This window comes from Blautia sp. HCN-20427 (assembly GCF_037890365.1).
In the GTDB taxonomy this organism is placed as follows: domain Bacteria; phylum Bacillota; class Clostridia; order Lachnospirales; family Lachnospiraceae; genus Blautia.
Window position 1 is genome coordinate 199,855 of sequence record NZ_JBBKBX010000001.1, and the last position, 18,140, is coordinate 217,994.

Annotated in this window: 15 protein-coding genes; 2 read left to right on the forward strand and 13 right to left on the reverse strand. The window is 41.6% G+C overall.

All coding sequences use genetic code 11. The annotated features are described in order from the left end of the window. Positions 1-17: 17 nt before the first annotated feature. The 3 genes from WKT17_RS00915 to WKT17_RS00925 are packed head-to-tail and all read right to left on the reverse strand — an operon-like array spanning position 18 to position 2,033. Entirely contained in the window at positions 18-551 is a 534-nt protein-coding gene (locus WKT17_RS00915; RefSeq protein ID WP_173749955.1) for a hypothetical protein, read from the reverse strand. Then, positions 542-1,186 carry a J domain-containing protein gene (locus WKT17_RS00920; RefSeq protein WP_291682197.1) on the reverse strand — a complete coding sequence of 215 codons (645 nt, stop codon included), beginning with the start codon at positions 1,184-1,186 and terminating at the stop codon, positions 542-544. The genes WKT17_RS00915 and WKT17_RS00920 overlap by 10 nt, the downstream gene beginning before the upstream one ends. Further along, positions 1,176-2,033: a DUF5685 family protein gene (locus WKT17_RS00925; protein WP_173749927.1), complete on the reverse strand. Its 858-nt coding sequence runs from the start codon at positions 2,031-2,033 to the stop codon at positions 1,176-1,178. The genes WKT17_RS00920 and WKT17_RS00925 overlap by 11 nt, the downstream gene beginning before the upstream one ends. A gap of 177 nt (positions 2,034-2,210) precedes the next feature. Between WKT17_RS00925 and WKT17_RS00930 the strand changes: the two genes are divergently transcribed. Further along, entirely contained in the window at positions 2,211-2,912 is a 702-nt protein-coding gene (locus tag WKT17_RS00930; RefSeq protein ID WP_330489630.1) for a GTP pyrophosphokinase, read from the forward strand. 7 nt (positions 2,913-2,919) lie between these two features. Here the strand turns inward: WKT17_RS00930 and WKT17_RS00935 are convergent, their stop codons facing one another. The 9 genes from WKT17_RS00935 to WKT17_RS00975 form a co-directional block, all read right to left on the reverse strand. After that, a complete protein-coding gene (locus WKT17_RS00935; protein WP_291682195.1) occupies positions 2,920-3,540 on the reverse strand; it encodes a hypothetical protein in 621 nt (206 codons plus the stop codon). A gap of 138 nt (positions 3,541-3,678) precedes the next feature. Continuing rightward, entirely contained in the window at positions 3,679-5,013 is a 1,335-nt protein-coding gene (locus tag WKT17_RS00940) for an MATE family efflux transporter (protein ID WP_173749929.1), read from the reverse strand. Between the two features lie 128 nt (positions 5,014-5,141). Continuing rightward, positions 5,142-7,256 (reverse strand): alpha-galactosidase, encoded by a 2,115-nt coding sequence (locus WKT17_RS00945; protein ID WP_291682193.1) that lies wholly within the window; start codon positions 7,254-7,256, stop codon positions 5,142-5,144. 26 nt (positions 7,257-7,282) lie between these two features. Further along, entirely contained in the window at positions 7,283-8,128 is an 846-nt protein-coding gene (locus WKT17_RS00950; RefSeq protein WP_226853698.1) for a carbohydrate ABC transporter permease, read from the reverse strand. A 12-nt stretch (positions 8,129-8,140) separates the two neighbouring features. Further along, complete coding sequence (locus WKT17_RS00955) at positions 8,141-9,049, reverse strand: carbohydrate ABC transporter permease (protein WP_291682190.1); 909 nt, start codon at positions 9,047-9,049, stop codon at positions 8,141-8,143. Positions 9,050-9,169: 120 nt separating this feature from the next. Beyond that, positions 9,170-10,462 carry an ABC transporter substrate-binding protein gene (locus WKT17_RS00960; RefSeq protein WP_291682189.1) on the reverse strand — a complete coding sequence of 431 codons (1,293 nt, stop codon included), beginning with the start codon at positions 10,460-10,462 and terminating at the stop codon, positions 9,170-9,172. Between the two features lie 138 nt (positions 10,463-10,600). Beyond that, positions 10,601-12,172, reverse strand: coding sequence for a response regulator transcription factor (locus tag WKT17_RS00965; RefSeq protein WP_291682187.1), 1,572 nt, complete (start codon positions 12,170-12,172; stop codon positions 10,601-10,603). Beyond that, on the reverse strand, positions 12,165-13,997 hold the full coding sequence (locus WKT17_RS00970) for a cache domain-containing sensor histidine kinase (RefSeq protein ID WP_291682185.1): 1,833 nt from the start codon (positions 13,995-13,997) through the stop codon (positions 12,165-12,167). The genes WKT17_RS00965 and WKT17_RS00970 overlap by 8 nt, the downstream gene beginning before the upstream one ends. Next, on the reverse strand, positions 13,994-15,334 hold the full coding sequence (locus tag WKT17_RS00975) for an ABC transporter substrate-binding protein (protein WP_173749935.1): 1,341 nt from the start codon (positions 15,332-15,334) through the stop codon (positions 13,994-13,996). Before WKT17_RS00975 ends, WKT17_RS00970 begins: the two co-directional genes overlap by 4 nt. Positions 15,335-15,504: 170 nt before the next feature. Between WKT17_RS00975 and WKT17_RS00980 the strand changes: the two genes are divergently transcribed. Further along, positions 15,505-16,296, forward strand: a complete 792-nt coding sequence (locus WKT17_RS00980; RefSeq protein WP_173749936.1) for an N-acetylmuramoyl-L-alanine amidase — start codon at positions 15,505-15,507, stop codon at positions 16,294-16,296. Between the two features lie 142 nt (positions 16,297-16,438). Here WKT17_RS00980 and WKT17_RS00985 read toward each other — a convergent pair whose 3' ends face one another. Continuing rightward, positions 16,439-18,067 carry a mannitol dehydrogenase family protein gene (locus WKT17_RS00985; protein ID WP_173749937.1) on the reverse strand — a complete coding sequence of 543 codons (1,629 nt, stop codon included), beginning with the start codon at positions 18,065-18,067 and terminating at the stop codon, positions 16,439-16,441. Positions 18,068-18,140: the final 73 nt, after the last annotated feature.

Sequence of the window (18,140 nt, forward strand, 5' to 3'; positions counted from 1 at the left end):
CCTGATTCTTCCTTATCTCATTTGAAAAGTTTCTCTCTGACCTGTCCCCACATCTGAACCAAAAAGTATTCATAGGCCTTATCGTACACAAACAATGCTGCCTGTCCGCCCAGTAAAAAGACCAGTATCAATTTCTCTGAAAGTTCCCCTGCAAAAATCAGCTTTGGGAACAGCAGCAGTGCAGGGAGATACATCAGATTAAAAATCACGAATTTCCCTGCCGTAAAAATCATTTTCCTGTGATTCCAGGTAGGATGTTTCCCCAAATACTGCCAAAGCGCTTCCACACCCAGCACATAAATTCCCATCATGGCATAAGTAATGCAGTATAATTTCTGTGGTGCCAGAAGAAATCCCAGAATTGTACAGCCGGTGAAAAAGGCTGCGCCGTAACCAAGACCGTATTCCTTAATGATAATTCCCACAAAGAACGCTGCGGCTGCCAGAAAAAACAAGGTACTGAAATCCAGAACTCCGCTCAGCACAAGGAGCAGCACAGACAGGGCCATCAAAAGCCCCGAAACTGCCGTTTTCTTCGCATTTACATGCATGAACAAAGGTCGCCTCCCATACACTCGCAAAGACTGTCTGCGCACCAGAGGTCACAGCACATATTTCCTGTTCCGCAGGTACTTCCGCCATTTCCTGCATAGGGACTTCCTCCGCCCTGATAACGGTTGCTGTTCCACTGCAGACGATTCACCAGATTGCTGTACTCCGGATTTCCCGGATCCATACTCTGCGCCTGTCTTGCCAGATTTAAAGCATTGACATTATTTCCCATTCCCATATTGGCGCAAGCGCTTAAATAATACCAATGGGCGCTTCTGTTCTGAATTCTGGAAAGCACATTTAAAGCCTGCTGGTACTGGCGTCCATTGATATAATTCGCCGCTGCCTGCAGCTGTGCACCGTCCTGCCCGGAAGGCGCTTCCTGATAACCTCCCTGGCCGCCGTAACCGTTGAAATTTCCGTAGCCGCTCTGATAGCCGCCGTCTCTTTCCTTCATAATCTGGTCATAGGCTTCCTGAACTTCCTTAAATTTCTCCTCTGCCAGTCCCGCAAGGGGATTATCCACATAAGAATCCGGGTGATACTTTCTGCTCAAATCCCGGTATGCTTTCTTTACTTCGTCATTGGATGCGTTTGGGGAAATTCCCAACACCTCATATGGATTATTTACCATGATTCTCTCTTTTCTCCTGTCTCTCTTTTTGTATTTTGTTATATTTTGACCACACGCCCCGATAGAGAATATTTCTCAGAATCTCGGCGTCCATAAGACACGGCAGCTTCTCAAAAGCCCCGGTGGCCTCTGCCATCATCATGAGCAAAACTTCATGTACGGTCTTTTCGTAGGCTTCTCTTGTTTTACAGTTGTTCTGCAGATATTTCAGGGGATTATAAGAACCTGTCTTCCGGTCTTCCTCCAGGTCATCGTAGGCATCCAGGATATAAATAAATTTCCCCAGATAAAATCCAAACTTTCGCAGTTCTTCCTCCCACATATCCTGTCGGTAAACAAAAAGTTCTGCCATCAGATTTCCGAAAGCCCCTGCCACCAAATCCAAATTTTTCTCCTGCTTTTCTTCATAGGCAGACAGAATTTTTAAATGTTTTTGGATGGCATGCGCCTGTCTTTTGTATTCCCGGCATATGGTTTCTGCCTTTTTTCTGAAAAGCCGCATTCCTGCTGCTCCCTGCAGACTTTTATCATCCTTCCAGTCATCTTCAAACTTAAAATACGTCAGAAGAATGTTCATCTTCGCCCCATATGCTGACAGTTCATTCTGCAGCATGGGGATTTTCTTTACCGGATGAACGGGACAGTGCAGCTGCAGTTCTCTCGTATCTGCCTCGTACAATGATGTAAGAAACAAGACCAGAAACGTCATATCATAAGTCAATGTCATTCTCCCCCGGAAACCATATTCCTTTCGGAGAGCCTGGCACAGCCCGCAGTAATATCCCTTATATCGGTAAAATTCCTTCACCTTTAACTCCGGCTTATCTGTCATTATATATCCAAACATTGCTTTCTATCCCTTTCCTGTATCGTCTCATTATACTATACCTCTTTTCAGATTTCCATAGGTTCTTTCTTGTAATTTCGCCTAAATTCTTCGGATTCCTGCCTCTCTTCCATTGACGTGTCCCCGTTTTTCGTCTATACTTTCCATATACTTTTACAGCAAGAAAGAGGTGTTATTTTGAAAACAGAAGACAAAACTCTGGACAAAAAGGCCGATACTTCCGAAGCCTTCGATATTCTCTATCCGGAGCGTTTTATCAAGAATACAGATTATTACAATTCTCTCATGATGATGTACCGCTGCGCTATTCGGGAAATTCGCACCAAACTGGAGGTTCTGGACGATGAATTTTCCATTACTTATAAACGAAATCCCATTTCCTCCATCAAAAGCCGCATTAAAACGCCTTTGAGCACTTATAATAAACTCCAGAGACTGGGGTACGATTTTACAGAGCAAAATATCCGGGAACACTTAAACGATGTGGCAGGAATCCGCGTCATCTGCTCTTTTATTGACGATATCTATTCTGTTGCCAAACTCCTTTCCGAGCAGGATGACATTACCATTCTTCGGATTAAGGACTATATCCAGAATCCCAAGCCCAACGGCTACCGCAGCTATCACATGATTGTGGAGATTCCTGTCTTCTTTGCAGAAGGCAAAACTCCTATGCGGGCGGAAATCCAGATTCGCACCATCGGCATGGATTTTTGGGCCAGTCTGGAACACCAGCTTCGTTACAAAAAAGATTTAGGCAGCAATGAACAATATGAACTCATCAGCCGAAAGCTGTCCGAGTGTGCACATGCCATTACTGCCACGGATAATCAAATGCAGGATATTAAAAATTTAATCGGGGAATACAATGAGTTCTGAAAAGAACTCATTCCCCTGTAAATGCATTCATGAGTTTTTCACTTGCATCATAATACTTCTCCCAGGACTCCCTCGTCTTCTGATCCTCTATCTCACCTACGATTCGCATCGTAATGCCTGTTCCCTTTATGGATACAGGACTTCCGGCTTCCTGGTAACCTGAACAGTCCTCTGCTTTTTTATAAGTTTCCCAGTCTTCAGGAAATACACCCATATCTTTGAATTTATCATAATTTCCCTGACTTACAAAGTAAATCATGCTTGTGCCTTCCTGCATATCCACGGTCAGCTTCGTCTGACTGGCCATAACCATCTGGGGGTCAACGGTTTCGCTGTCATCAGATGGCATACTGTAATCTGCAATCTGCACGTGCACTTCTCCGTCCCCGTTTAAATCCTCGGCATGCTCTTCAAACCATTTCTGCAGCTTTGTGCTGTCCTCCTGGGCAATTCCGTATTCGCCCAGAAAGGCCACCGTATAGTCATAAGACACTTTGCCTCTCATGTCCTTCACGAAAATAATAATACAAAACAGAATAAAAACACCTGCCAGCACATGATACTTGTAATAGTACCAGAAATTATCCCATTTCTTCTTTTTTTCCGCGTCAATCTGTGGTTTTTTCATGTTTCCTTCCGTCCTTTTCTTTTGGTATACACTGGTTTGAATTTTATCACTTTTCCCCTGGCAAAGAAAGGCGAAATGCAAAATTTAATTAAAATTTTATGGGTGAGTGTTCTATTTTGGTAGAATATGCCTCCAATGTCACAGATTCCCAAGTGAAGAGTTATTCAGTACCTTCCTCAGTTTTATAACCAACGGAATAATCATGAGAAACCAGATAATCGGTTCCGCCACAATAATGCCCATGTATTCTAAAACCGGTGTCAGCAAAAGGGCAATCGCCACCTTTCCCGCCAGTTCGATAAAACTGGATACCACCGGTGTAATATGGTCTCCCATGGCCTGCAACGTGTTTCTGAAAATGTTGATTCCCGCTGCAATAAAGTAAAAAGGAGCATTGATTTTCAGATACAGTACTGCCGTATCCACCACAGAAGTCTTTGTTGTTCCTGTTACCAGATGAATGAGAAACGGGCCGATGGTATAACTCATAAGAATTACCAGAAACGCCCATCCCCAGGTAATCATCAAAGCATTTTTTACTCCCAGACGCACTCTTTTGTACTCTCCTGCGCCGAAATTCTGGCCGCAGAAAGTTGCCATAGTCACTCCCATAACGGAGATGGGAAGGAAATAAAATTCCGATATTTTTCTGGCGGCTGTGTGGGCCACAATGGTATCATTGCCAAAAGTATTAATGGCACACTGCAGCGCCAACGTTCCGAAAAAGACCAACGACATCATCATCCCCATGGACAGGCCGGAACTGTACATCTGCTTTATCATTGCTTTTCCAATTCTGAAATCTTTTCTTTTCAAGTGAAATACCGGATACTTTTTCCACATATACCCTATACTTAAAACCACGGACACCAACTGCGCCAGCACAGTTCCCAAGGCTGCTCCCTGTACGCCTAACGGCACTACAGCCATAAATAAAATATCCAGTCCCACGTTCAGCAAAGCCGCACACATGAGAAATAAAAGCGGCGCCACCGTATCGCCTACGGCCCGCAGAATACCTGCACATGCATTGTAAAGCATGGTTACCATCATACCTGCAAGTACAATCTGAATATAGCCTTTTGCTTCCGCATACAGAGTTTCCGGTACATTCAAGATTTTCAGGAATCCCTCTAGCCCCGCTAATGCAAGAACGGTAATAGCCAGCGTGGTCAGCGTCCCCAAAAGCAAGGTCCCCGCCGCCGCTTTTCTAAGCCGTTCTGTCTTTCCAGAGCCGAAACTCTGAGCCGCTACAATGGCAAATCCATTGGTCAGTCCCTGTAAAAAGCCGATAAGCAATGTGCTGACAGCCGTAGTGGCGCCTACAGCAGCCAGCGAAGTTTCTCCCAGAACACTGCCTACAATTCTGGTATCTGCCAGACTGTAAAACAACTGGAAAATGTTTCCCAGACACACCGGAAGAGCAAATTCCAGCATAAGTTTTACAGGATTTCCTTTTGTTAAGTTTTTCATCTTTTCTATGCTTCTCCTGTTTTTTATAAGTCTTTTTTAATATAGCATAAATAAAATGAGACAACAACAAATGCTGCCACACGAATTGCTTTTGAATCACATCCATGTGGCAACATTTGCTGTCTTTCCTACCTATTTTCCCGAATTTCAAAGATTCTTGCACTAATTCTCTCAGGCAACTTTACAGTCAATACGCCTGCCTCTTTATGCCATTCATATGCGCATTTTCCCTCTCTGGGATATGCACAGCTTACTGTAATCTCTTTTCCTTTCAAATGTTTTAATGGCAAATCTTTTATCTGACTTTGACTTTCTCTTCTCCACACAGCCAGATACTCTCCTCTCTGAGCTTTTAATCCCAGGCTCACCCATGGATCTTCGTAATCCGAAATTCCCAGTGGCCAATACGGAAGTGCTGTCTTTAAATTGCCCCGAATACGCTTATAGTACTCCAAAGCTTCTTTCACATACTGAAATCGCTCTGTACTAAGTTCTGCCAAATGTCCACTCTGATGAATCCGAAGCATCATGGCATTCACCATATTGTAAATTACCTCTTCACAGTCCCCTTCTGTCAGAGGATAAGACCAAACAGCCGCCTGTTCCGGCGTCACAGCCGACGGTGCATTTGCTGCAATTGTAGCATATCTTACATAGTCTTCCTGGTCACTGGTAGATTGAATGCTGTATCTTGACAGCATAGCATAATCCATACGTAATCCACCAGAAGAACAGTTTTCTATTACAAGCCCTGGATACTTTTGAAAGATTCCATCAAGCCAGGCTAAATATGCCCTGTTATGTTCCAAAAGACCGTCCCCCGCACTATCTGCATTAGTTTCTGTTCCAATACCCGGCTCTATATTGTAGTCCATTTTAATATATCCTACTCCATATTCCGTAACCAGCCTATCAATAACGGAAGACGCATGCGCACGAACTTCTGAATTTCGGAAATCCAACTGATATCTGCTTCTGTCAAACACCCGTTTTCCGTGGCGCATAAAATACCAGTCCTCCGAAACCTTATTTGCCTTCGGACATTTAATTCCCATAACTTCCAATTCCAGCCAAACACCAGGAATCATACCTTTGCTGCGGATATAGTCCATAACTTCCTTTAAACCGCCGGGAAAACGTTCTTTTGACGGAATCCACTCTCCTACTCCATCCCACCAAAAGCCTTTAGAATACCAGCCACAGTCAATACAATAATATTCACATCCAGCTTCCGCAGCCTTATCAATCAGCGGTAGTTCTTTCGCTGTAGTAGGGTCACCGAACAGACAATTCATATAATCATTAAAAATTACGCCGAGATGCTCATTATCTCCATTTTTTCTCCGAATCTGCCTTCTGTATTTTGTGAGTTCTCCCATAGCTTCATCAAATCCACCCACACAACTTCCCACACTTACAGGCACCGTTACAAATGTTTCTCCCGGCTGCAGGTTTTTCCACCAGTGGTTGTGATGTTCATTTGGCCCGCTCAATTTCAGATAGACATGACCGTCCTGGTCACTGATTTCCCAATACCAGGATCCATTATGCTCTATCTGCCAAAACAAGGAACTGTTCGTCTCCCTATTATGTAAATACCCCATAGGAAGATATTCTTTAGTCGACCAGTTTCCTGTATTGCTGATTCCAATGGTTTTTGATGAACGATGCATAATACCTGGCTGAGAAACAGATAAGCCCAGTTCCTTTAAAGTATAGGTCTGCCAGCATAGTTCTTTCTGCCATGCATTGTGCGGAATAGCGATTTCTATTTTTTCATCAAAAGCCTCTATACCCTCTTTATCAATTCCGTTTAGAGAAAAAGAAGATACATATTCCAACCCCTGTGCTTCCTCTCCTTTGTTAATAATTTTTGTCCAGGAACGAACCACAGAAATACCATCATAAAACTGCATATGGCTTATTGCTTCTAATCCCGTGATTGTATCTTCTGTAGTAATTTCCAGCTTCCTTCCTTTTTCGTTTCTGTAATCTTCGAAGTTTTTATATTTCATTCGATATCCTGGAGAAGTCTGGGTATATTTATGCCCATGCCGTTCCCCTACTCTGTCCTGCCCGGATACCAAAATTTCCACTGGATAAAAGGACTGTGTTCCCGTATCTGATACCATGTACTTTTCCTCAAAATCCAAAGTCGAAAAATGCAGCAGCTTGATTTCATTTGCATCTGTAATTTCCCAAACTAATCTTATCCCATTCTCTTCTATTTTTATACGTTTCATTTGCAATTTCCTCCATCATATATACATTAACCTTTTACAGAACCACTCATAAGTCCTGCAAGGAAGTATCTCTGCAAAAATAAGAAAATCAAAGTCACCGGTATCACTGCTACAACAGAACCGGCCATCAAACCGCCCCAATCTACTGTATTTACCCCTTTAAAAAGCATGATTGCAGGAGTAAGTGTTCGATATTCGTCGGTAGAAATAAAAATATATCCAAACATAAATTCATTCCATGCATTAATAAAGGCATATAATCCTGTAGACACCAAGCTTGGCAAAGATAGCGGCAAAATCACCTTAAAAATAGTCTGCGCTTTATTGCATCCATCAATTTCCGCTGCTTCCTCAAGAGCCAAAGGTACAGTATCAAAAAAACTGCTCATCATAAAGGTACAAAGCGGAATGACAAAGGTTGTATAAGCTAGTATCAACGATTTGTAAGATTCCAGAATGTTCAATTTCTGCATAATCAAATACAGCGGCACCAGAAGCAATACCCCTGGTATCATCTGAGAAAGCATCATAGCTAAATTGGACAATTTGACTGCCTTTAATTTATAATAGCGACTCAATGCGTATCCAGCCATAACTGCAATGACCATAGACAAAAGGCAGGCTGCAATGGATACAAATAAACTATTTTTAATGTATCGTAGAAATCCGGCATCCACCAGTACCCTGTGAAAATTTTCCAGTGTAGGTTCCTGAATCAGAAAAGTCGGGGTAGCTGTACGAATTTCTGTCTTTGGCTTTAATGCAGAAATCAGCATCCAGATAAATGGGAAAATACAGTACAATGAAAAAATCACCAGCAACGCATATGTGACTATTTTACTAATTCGTCGATTTCTTTTATTTAACATCATTTTCCCTCCTCCTTACGCCATCTCATCGCTGAGTTTGCTTCTTTTATGATAATAAACTGTAAACAAAATCACCATGATAGTAAACATCATTGTAGACAGCGCTGAGGCTGCACCTACGTCAAACTTCTTCATAGAATAACGATAAATCATAATCGGCAGAGTTTCCGTTGCATAATTGGGACCACCTTCCGTCATTACCCAAATAAAATCAAAATTCACCGCCGTCCAAATGATATGAATAAACACAATAACCAGTGATACAGAACGCAGCTGGGGCAATGTCACACAAAAAAACCGCTTAAATATGCCTGCACCGTCAATGGCGGCTGCTTCAGAAAGTTCTCCTGGCACAGACTGTAAAGCTGACAGGAAAGAAATCGTATAATATGGAAAACTTCTCCATATGTTTACAAAAATAACCGTTGCCATAGCATATCGGCTATCCCCCAGAAAATTAATAGGAGCATCTATAATGTTGAGACTGGTTAATGCATAATTAATAATTCCAAATTCAGGATTCAATATCCAGTCCCATGTCATTCCTGCCACAATAATCGGTACAAGCCATGGAATAAAGATACAGGTCCTGAAAATGGCTCTTCCTTTAAATTTCTGATTTAATAAAACTGCTGTTATCATACCAAGTACATATTCTCCCAGTACGGAGAACACGGTCCAACTAATGGTGTTTTTTACGGCCTGTCCAAAATGTTCATCTGAAACAATGGTTTTAAAATTTTCCAACCCTGCAAATCCACTCATAGATTTATTAATTAAATGGACATGCGAAAATGCATCATGTACTACTTTTCCCAGCGGAAAAGCAATCAGCAAAGCAAGAAACACAATAGCCGGTGCCAGCATAAACAGCGCAGTTCTTTTCATTCTCTGTTCTCTCGTGAGTTTTTTTATTGTCTTCATACGCTTCTCCTCTTTTCTTTCACTGCTTTTTCTAATTTCAGGAAAAAAGAGGCTGTCCGCATAAAACATCCTTAAAATTTCTCTGTTTTCTGCGGCAGCCTCAAATTCGTATTCCTGATTTTATTCACTCAATTCGCCCGAATCGGATAAAGAAGCATTTACTGCATCACTGAGCCACTCTGCTGCTGTCTCCGGCGTTTCTCCCTCTTGAAGGACCTTTGCTATGGCATCCTGCATAGCCTGAGTAATTCCGCCTAAAGTAACTGGAGGAAACGTAACTCCTGTATCTGCCAGAGCCTGGAAATCTTTGCTCCACTTACTGTCCGTAGAAACATCAGAACGTGGAGAGCGATCCGGGAAGCCGGCTTCCTGCCATTCCTTACTGCACATAGCTGTTGCCAGTTCAAATGCAGCGTCTTTATTTTTGCTGTCTGCCAGAATAAATAATGGTTTACATTCCATATAAGTAGCCTGATGCCCGTCTGACGGATATGGGATAGCAGAAACTGCAACATCTTCCATTGTATCCGGATTGGAAGTTTCTCTTTCTGCCAACCAGTTCCCAGTCACATATGTAGATGTAATACCTGTAGCAAAGTTTTCATCGGTTTCTTCCCACCCCCAGTTTTTACAATTCTCATCAATAATTTTTTTATCGACCAAATCTTGATACATCTGGAAAACTTTAGTTGCCTTTTCCATTTCCTCGTCATTATCTTTCCATGTGTTTTTATATTTTCCGTCATCCTGCGCAGAGGCAATTTCCAAGTCATACTGTGCCAGATATACCAATAATTCCTGTGCAGAACGAACTCCTGTGCAAGCCAGTTCTGTCAGATATTTTCCATTCTTTTCGTAATATCCTCCATTTGACAGCAAATCTTCCCATGTCTTGGGAACTTCAATTCCTGCTGCTTTTAAATCTTCTGTATGTGTAAGATATGCTCTTACTGTCATTTCATATGGAATGCCTACAATCTTATCATCAATGGTCATAGCTTTGACAACAGCTTCTGAAAGAGCATCTTTATCTTCCCAGTCATTAAACCGTTCCGTTAAATCTTCCAATATTCCCATATTGTAAAATTCACCGATATACTCTGGCAGCCCCCAGATAAGGTCCGGCACATTTCCGCCTGCTGCTGCAGTCAGAATTTTTTCATGAAGCATATCATAAGTAAAATTTGTTTGATTCACTTTAATTCCGGTTTGCTCCTCAAATTTTTTAATTTGCTCTTCTCCTGCTTTGGCTGTATCTGCCCCATCTGTCCAACAGGTCCACAATTCCACTGTCTGTTCTTTTGCCTCATCCTTGTCCCCGGAACCGCTCTTAGCTCCACTGCCAGAACCACAAGCTGCCATAGAACCTGTCATAGCCAATGTCAGTAATACTGCTATCCATTTTTTCTTCATTTAAATTCCCTCTTTCCCTTTAAATATTTTCCGTACCTTTGTACTGAGGCAAGAATAGCATATCCTTTGTGCAGTTACAACAAATCTATAGCTCATACTTAAAAACACCACAACACTTTATATAAAAAACCACATATTTTAACACCGCCGGGCTTTTTTATACCCCGATGGACTTTCACCAAAATACTCCTTAAACTTTTCTGTAAAACTCCTTACATCACGATATCCCACCGCTTCGGCTAATTCATAAGTCTTCATATCAGATTCCATCAAAAGTCGGACAGCGGCTTTCATTCGTACTTCTGCCAGATAATTTTTAAAATTTTGTCCTGTTTCTTTTTTGAAAAAAGCACTGAAGTAATAGGGATTCATATATGCAATTTCGGCTAATGTTCCAAGACTTAACTCCTCCGCGTAATGTTCCTGTATATAGTTTTTTACCACTCGAATCGTATTATTTTCTATTGTCTTTTCTCCATTCCCACACTTGTCCAAAAACTCTCCCAACTGTTTTCTCACAAATTTTTTCAGTTCTTCATAACTGGACTGATTTCGGATTCTGGCTACCATAGCATCGTATTCTTTCCTGTCTTCTTCTGATACAACCCTGCATTCTTCCAATTCCGAATATAAATCCATAGCCATAGCAATACATCTGTTTTCTGCCGCATATCGATTTCCATAATGCAAATTTTCGATAATCTCTAACACCTCATCCAACTTCTGCGCCCAGTTTTCCTCACGAATTAAAATACTGTTTATCAATTCTTTATATTTATAATTGTAATCCTCAAAAGAATTGTTAAAGTTTCTGTCTATTTCTCCATATCGTATAATTTCTTCTTGATTAAAATAGTGCAGTTCCGAACAGAATTTTGCCGTTTTATACGCAAACTTCAAATCCGTTATATGCTCTACTGTATTCCCAATTCCCGTAATCAGCCACACCTTATATTCCCGATAAATTTTTTCTCTGATTTCCAAAACCTGCTGTTCCAGCGAATGGCCTCCAAATCTTTCCCTATTCAACAAAATCATATTGCTGCTGTTTGGTTCTCTTTTAATCGCAAATCCATTTTTGTGTGTTCTTAACATTTCTTCTATTTTTTTGAAAATAGAAAAGCGGATTAATTCTGCCATATTCTGGTTTCCCAACTTCTTGTAAAATATAAAAGGTATAGAAAAACAGACACCTGTAAAATCAGTATCTTCCGTGTCAAGCCCCATAGCTTCAAAATGTTCAAACAACTCCTTACATTCCGATTCCGAATTCATCTTCCGAAAAACAGTCTGCATATCGTCCTTCTCTTTCTCCCAGTATTCCATAGGATAATCTGTTTTCAGTGTTTTCTCTGCTTTTAAAACAGCCTGCTCTAATTCCTCTTTTCCTACTGGCTTCAGTAAATATTCTATGGCTTCGTAGCGAATAGCTTTCTGTACATACTCAAATTCCTGATAACCGCTTAAAAATATTACCTTGGTACTCCAATGATTATCCTGAATCTCCTTGATAACATCCAGTCCTGTCATCTTAGGCATGGCTACATCCGAAATTACAATATCCGGTTCAAACTCCCTGATTTTTTCAAGCAACTCTGCACCATTTCCTGCTTCTGCTACAATCTCAGCATTTAATTTTTCCCATTCTATCATTTTCTGCATTCCCTTAATAATAATGGGTTCATCATCTGCCAATATGATTTTAAACATACTCTTTTTCCCTCTCCTGTTCCCCTGCTCTTGTCACAGGCAGTCTGTATTTTACTATGGTTCCTATATTTTCAAAACTGCTGATTTCAATACGATATTCTTCTCCAAATATCAGTTTAATACGCTCATATACATTTTTAATACCAATGCCCGAACTTTCTTCCTCCTGACACTTTTCCGTTTCATCTTCTAAAAGTTTTTGAATATACCTCAATCTCTCTTCTGACATCCCCACACCATTGTCCATAATCGTAAGTTCCAGAAATGCTTCCTGTATTTCTCCCTGTATAGCTACAACTCCATTGCCACCTTCTTTTGGACGAAGACCATATTTTACAGAATTTTCCACAATGGGCTGAAGAACCAGCTGCGGTACTTCTAAATCCAGCAGATTTTCCGGTACATCAATTTCCAAAGTCATCTTGTTTTCATAACGCACCCGAATAATCTTAAAATAATTTCGCACACTATCCAACTCCGCCTGCAAGGTTACTCTGTCTCTGGCATTTCCAATCAGATATTTCAGCTGTCCGGACAATCCATCCAACATTTCTGCAGTTTGATCATCATCATTCGTAATCGCTGTCATACGAATAACATCTAATGTATTATACAGATAGTGCGGCCGAATCTGGGTTTTCAACGCTTCTATTTCTGCTTCTCTTTGTTTGATTTCTGCCACATATACTTTGCGAATATGCATCTGAAGTTTTTCTGTCATGCTGTTCAATCCTCTGGACAGAAATCCAATTTCATCATTAGAATTTATCTGCACACGAGTATCCAACTTCCCTTTCTGAATCTGCTCCATTGCTTCTTTCAATGTCCGTATGGGACGATTCATTTTTTTAGAATACAGGTAATATAAAATTCCAAGGAGGACGATTCCAACACCGATAACAGCCAGTGTAATATTCCGAATGCTTCGGTAACTGTTTTCCAAATAAAAAGAGGGAATTTTCTCCAGCACCATCCAACTGCTGCCTGGTATCTGACTATAAATGTAATAGTCTCCTTCTGTTCTTATGTACTGATATTCTTCCGTCATAAGTTCAAGATACTCTCCCAGCTTATCTGTAAATATTTCCTCTTCATAAGGATTATAAGCAAAATTTTTCTGTTCTTTGTCCACCAGATAAATTCTGCTTCCCTCCTCCAGCTTCGTTTCGTGTATCACTCCGTCCAGATAAGAACTGTTAGTATTTATATACAAAGTTCCGAGAATCTCTGTATCTGCCGTCTGTACTGTCCTGATATTCATAATATTTCTTGCAACCGAAAAAGTCTGTTTCTTACTTCCTGCATAATAATCCGGCATATGTGATGGCAGTATCTGCATATTTTTAGAATCCGACTGAAAGTTTTCTCTATGCCAAGCCAAAATTTTGTCTGTATCTGCCACCGCTTCCGGGGGGCGCATAACTGTATAAATCCTTCCGTCCGGAAGAATAAAAATAACATCTTCAATGTGCTGATTCATATATAAAATATCCCTCAGCATATCTGTAATCGCCGCTTTTTTCTTGTTTTCGGATAACTCTTCATTCTCTAAAATTTCATACAAATACCCGTAATCTTCTACCTGGTGTGTATACAAATATTTTGTGTTTTCGCTCATTTCACTAAATAAATCTTCCACATTCCGCCCTATAGAACGAGTAGTCCGATACATGTTAGATAGCAAAGTTTCTTTCAATGAATTCAAATACACATTGTAAATAGAAATCCCCATAACAACTAAAGGTACAATCCCTATCAACACCAGTGTCCCAAAAAGTTTTGTGAACAAACTGACATATCTGTCCTGCTTCTTAAATTCTTTCATGGCACTTGTCCCTCTATTTCTTTTTGCCAGCTTTCATCTAAAAGTTTCACTGCGGTCTTTACACTCATAGTATTCGCTGATACCGAATTCAGCACCGTTTCCATATCCGTTCGAAAATTCTCCGGTGTATCTGTATTTCCCAGAAACTCAGTACTTCTTTCGGCATAGCGATAGTCCGTTAAAACGCCCTGCTGTACCATAGGAGCAGCGTAGAGCACAGCATCCTTTGTCACGGGTATGGCATACATGGTCTGCAAAATTTCCCGGTAATGCTCTCTGTCATAGCAAAACCTCAAAAATGTTTCTGCAGCCCCTTTCTTTTTCTTATCCTTCATGCATTCTGCAGACACAGCCCATTTCGCCCCTGTTTTCTCGATAACCACACTTTTCCCTTCGTTATCCGGCATATAAAACCAGCCTAATCTTATCTGCACGGTATCGTTTTTTATTTCTTTTCCCATAGACGTCTTATCCGAATCCACAGCTCTTGGGTATGCTTCCCATATTTTCGCAAGCATAGAAGGATTGCCGTAATACATAGCAACTTCTTGATTTATCATACGACTGATAATTTCATTGTCCCCCATATGAATCGAATCCTCTAGCACATACTCCCCAGTCATCAGATTTTGAAATTCTTCCAGAGCATGCTCCATGTCAGGGTCTGCAAAAGATACTTCTTCCTTCTGCTTTTTCTCCTGCCAACCGGGAGTCCGACTTTCCACCTGAGTCAAGAAAAAGTAATTTATCCATCCGCTCTCCACCGAATTTTCATTTCCTCCTATGGCTAGTGGAGCAACCTGATTTTGTTTCAGAACTTTACACACTTCCAGAAATTCTTTATATGTGTTCGGTACCGAAAGGCCATATTTCTTGAACAGCACTTGATTATACACAATCCCATAAGAGGTACTGTAGAAGGGCAACGCGTAGATTTCTCCCTCTATTCGTACCGGATTTTCTACTAACTTTCCAATACTTTCATCAATCACCCCCAATTTTCCCGCACTTTCAAACATATAAGGATTATCTATTTCAAAAATATCTGGAAATTCCTCTACCGCTTCCTTTGTTTTGAGTTCCTCTGTATAACTTTCCGTAGAAGAATATTCCATCTGCAATGTAATGTCCGGATATGCATTCATAAATTCTTCGCACAATTCCTGGATTGCAGCAATCCAATTCGTGTTTTCTCCTGAATAAAAGAGTGTTAATTCTACATTTTTTTCTTGTTCCTGATCTTCTTTTACCAATTTTCCCCGCTCTGCTTCATTTAAGGAGCAGGATGTAAGCAGCAAAATACTGCTCAACAAAACAGCAGTTATCCTTCTCTTCATATTCTTCTCCCTTTTCTTTTGCACAAAATTCCTGCACCGCTTCGTTTTCATTCAGTATAGCGAATTTCATACTTGTTTTCAAGAAATCTCACTTGTCTGTGACTTTTCCCCTCCCCTCTGCATATGCTGAATAGAGAGTGTTTTAAGTTCTGCATTTCATGAGGTGAATTATGGCTCATAAGGTAATGATTGATGCCGGTCACGGGGGTGCCGATTTTGGCGCCACCTACAACGGCAGACAGGAAAAAGACGATAATCTCCGCCTGGCTCTTGCAGTAGGCGAGATTCTTTCAGAAAATGGAATTGACGTAGAGTACACCCGAACCACGGATGTCTACCAGACCCCCTTTGAAAAAGCTACGCTTGGAAATCAATCAGGGGCTGATTTTTTCATTTCTTTTCACAGGAATTCCAGTCCGGAACCGAATCAATACAGCGGTGTGGAAACCCTTGTTTATGACAAATCCGGTGAAAAACTGGATATGGCAGAAAATATTAACGGAGCCCTGGGAGAATTGGGCTTTCGGGAAATCGGCGTAACAGCCCGCCCCGGCCTGGTGGTACTTCGCCGCACCAAAATGCCTGCTGTGCTCATTGAAACAGGCTTCATCAACACAGACCAGGACAATGCCCTCTTTGACAATCAGTTTGATGAAATTGCCCAGTCCATTGCCTCTGCCATTCTGGGGACTTTAGACGAAGAAACCGTAGAGAACCCTTCCGCCCCGGATTCCATATACTACCGGGTGCAGACCGGAGAATTCAGAAACCGCGCCAATGCTGAAAATATGCTGTATGAGCTTCAGGATAAAGGCTTCCCCGCCTTTCTTCTTTATCAGGACGGTGTCTATAAAGTACAGGTAGGCGCCTTTCGGAATCTTGCCAATGCGGTGAAAATGGAAAACACCCTTCGCCGTGCCGGATACAGCACATGGATTGACGCTTCTCCGGCTTCTTACTGAGCCGGAAAAGCAAAATTGCTGCGCAAATATCCATTGCGGACTTTTGCCCATTCGGATAATGATATAGAATTCTTTTGCATCAACAGGCTATTGATTTTGAAAATCTATCAAAATCAATAGCCTACTGAGGTTTTCTGCCCAGTCAATCCTGCATTGCCCCCATATATTTATGCACAGTTTTCTTCACAGCGCCTGGTCCGGCAAGCATTTCACGGAACATGTTTTCAATCTTTTCTCCCACTCCTGCCTGATAAAGGTTTATAAAAAACATGCGCTCATTGGAGAGAATAGGCTTAAGCTGGTTTGTAAAAGTTTCCGGCCGCCCCACTACGATATCCTTGAACTTTTCCTGAATTTCCTCCCTCATAGGGTCAGGAGCCAGTTCATATTTTTCCCCTTCATCATCTACAGCCAGCATATACCGAAGCCATCCGGCAATTCCCAGAGGAATCGCAGTAAGCCGTGAAGCATTTCCATACTTCTCCACATACGCTTTTATGGTTTCTCCAAAGCGAATCCCCACCATCTGGGATACATCTACAGCCAACCGAAGATTTGTATCGCCCAAGTATTCATTGGGGAACCGTTCCTGAAAAAGTTCATCTGCAAATTCCTTTGGAGAAAGGATTCCAGGATTTGGCACTACAGGAAGTCCTTCATCATAAACTACCATGCGAGCCATTTTCATCATATCCGGGTTCGTATTCAGCATATGAGCAAACAAATCATACCCCTGAACCACACCAAGAGGCCCTGTGGCAGAATGTACCGGATTCAGACATACTGTTACCTTCATACGTTCCGACAGATTTACGGTTTCCCTGTCAGCCATATACACCCCAACCCCCTTTTCCAATGCCGGACGACCATTGGGGAAACTGTCTTCTATCACAAGATACTGGGGTTTTTCAGCATTGACGAAAGGGGCAATATAGGTCTTCTTTCCTGTAATCACCGGCTTCATGTCTTCCACACCCAGCTTTTCCAGATCTTCGGCAATCTGTTCACTGGGCCGCGGTGTGATTTTATCAATCATCGTCCATGGAAAAGCAACCGTTTTTTCATCGCTTACATAAGCAGCAAACCCTTCCTCTACAAATCCAGCTTTCCGCCACGCTTCTGTCATAGTCAACACAGCTTCCCGTAGCTTCTCACCGTTTTTAGAGCAGTTATCCATGGATACCAGCGCCAGAGGATATTTTCCGGCTTTATACCGTTCATAGAGCATAGCTGTTACCACCGCCATGGCACCAACCGCTTTGTCCGGTTTGTTCTGAATGTCCGCTTCTACAAACGGAAACCAGGTTCCATCCGTTTTCTGCAAAGCATATCCTTTTTCCGTAATTGTAAAAGAAACCAACTGCAAAGACTTACTGGTAAAAATCTCCTTCAATCGGTTCCACTGTGCCGGATTCGAGGACTGGGCTTTTACTGCTTCTGCCATTGACCCCAATACCTTATATTCTCTGGTTCCATCCCCATGCAGAATCACACACAACCCCAAATTGTCATATGGTTCGTAAATTTTATCTGCCACATCATAATCAAACATCTCCACACAGGTAATGCCCCGGTCCAGTGCCCCTTCTTCCAGCAAACGGTCTGCAATGCCGCCGATAAATACCCGAAAAATGTTGCCGATTCCAAAATGTACCCATTTCGGTTCCTTTCTTGCCTTTTCCGAAGCCTTTTCCACATCATATCCTGGAAGTAGAATTCCTGCCTGTTCCCATGACTCACGGTTTTTTATTCCATTGATGGTCAATTTCATGTTTGAACCTCCCCAATATCTCTTTATGTGTAACAGAAGAAATCCCTCTCCCGAAAACGCTTCACCGAGAGGG

Coding starts and splice junctions, on each gene's coding strand:
- WKT17_RS00915 (WP_173749955.1), bottom strand. CDS start 551: ATGCATGTAAATGCGAAGAAAACGGCAGTTTCGGGGCTTTTGATGGCC.
- WKT17_RS00920 (WP_291682197.1), bottom strand. CDS start 1,186: ATGGTAAATAATCCATATGAGGTGTTGGGAATTTCCCCAAACGCATCC.
- WKT17_RS00925 (WP_173749927.1), bottom strand. CDS start 2,033: ATGTTTGGATATATAATGACAGATAAGCCGGAGTTAAAGGTGAAGGAA.
- WKT17_RS00935 (WP_291682195.1), bottom strand. CDS start 3,540: ATGAAAAAACCACAGATTGACGCGGAAAAAAAGAAGAAATGGGATAAT.
- WKT17_RS00940 (WP_173749929.1), bottom strand. CDS start 5,013: ATGAAAAACTTAACAAAAGGAAATCCTGTAAAACTTATGCTGGAATTT.
- WKT17_RS00945 (WP_291682193.1), bottom strand. CDS start 7,256: ATGAAACGTATAAAAATAGAAGAGAATGGGATAAGATTAGTTTGGGAA.
- WKT17_RS00950 (WP_226853698.1), bottom strand. CDS start 8,128: ATGATGTTAAATAAAAGAAATCGACGAATTAGTAAAATAGTCACATAT.
- WKT17_RS00955 (WP_291682190.1), bottom strand. CDS start 9,049: ATGAAGACAATAAAAAAACTCACGAGAGAACAGAGAATGAAAAGAACT.
- WKT17_RS00960 (WP_291682189.1), bottom strand. CDS start 10,462: ATGAAGAAAAAATGGATAGCAGTATTACTGACATTGGCTATGACAGGT.
- WKT17_RS00965 (WP_291682187.1), bottom strand. CDS start 12,172: ATGTTTAAAATCATATTGGCAGATGATGAACCCATTATTATTAAGGGA.
- WKT17_RS00970 (WP_291682185.1), bottom strand. CDS start 13,997: ATGAAAGAATTTAAGAAGCAGGACAGATATGTCAGTTTGTTCACAAAA.
- WKT17_RS00975 (WP_173749935.1), bottom strand. CDS start 15,334: ATGAAGAGAAGGATAACTGCTGTTTTGTTGAGCAGTATTTTGCTGCTT.
- WKT17_RS00980 (WP_173749936.1), top strand. CDS start 15,505: ATGGCTCATAAGGTAATGATTGATGCCGGTCACGGGGGTGCCGATTTT.
- WKT17_RS00985 (WP_173749937.1), bottom strand. CDS start 18,067: ATGAAATTGACCATCAATGGAATAAAAAACCGTGAGTCATGGGAACAG.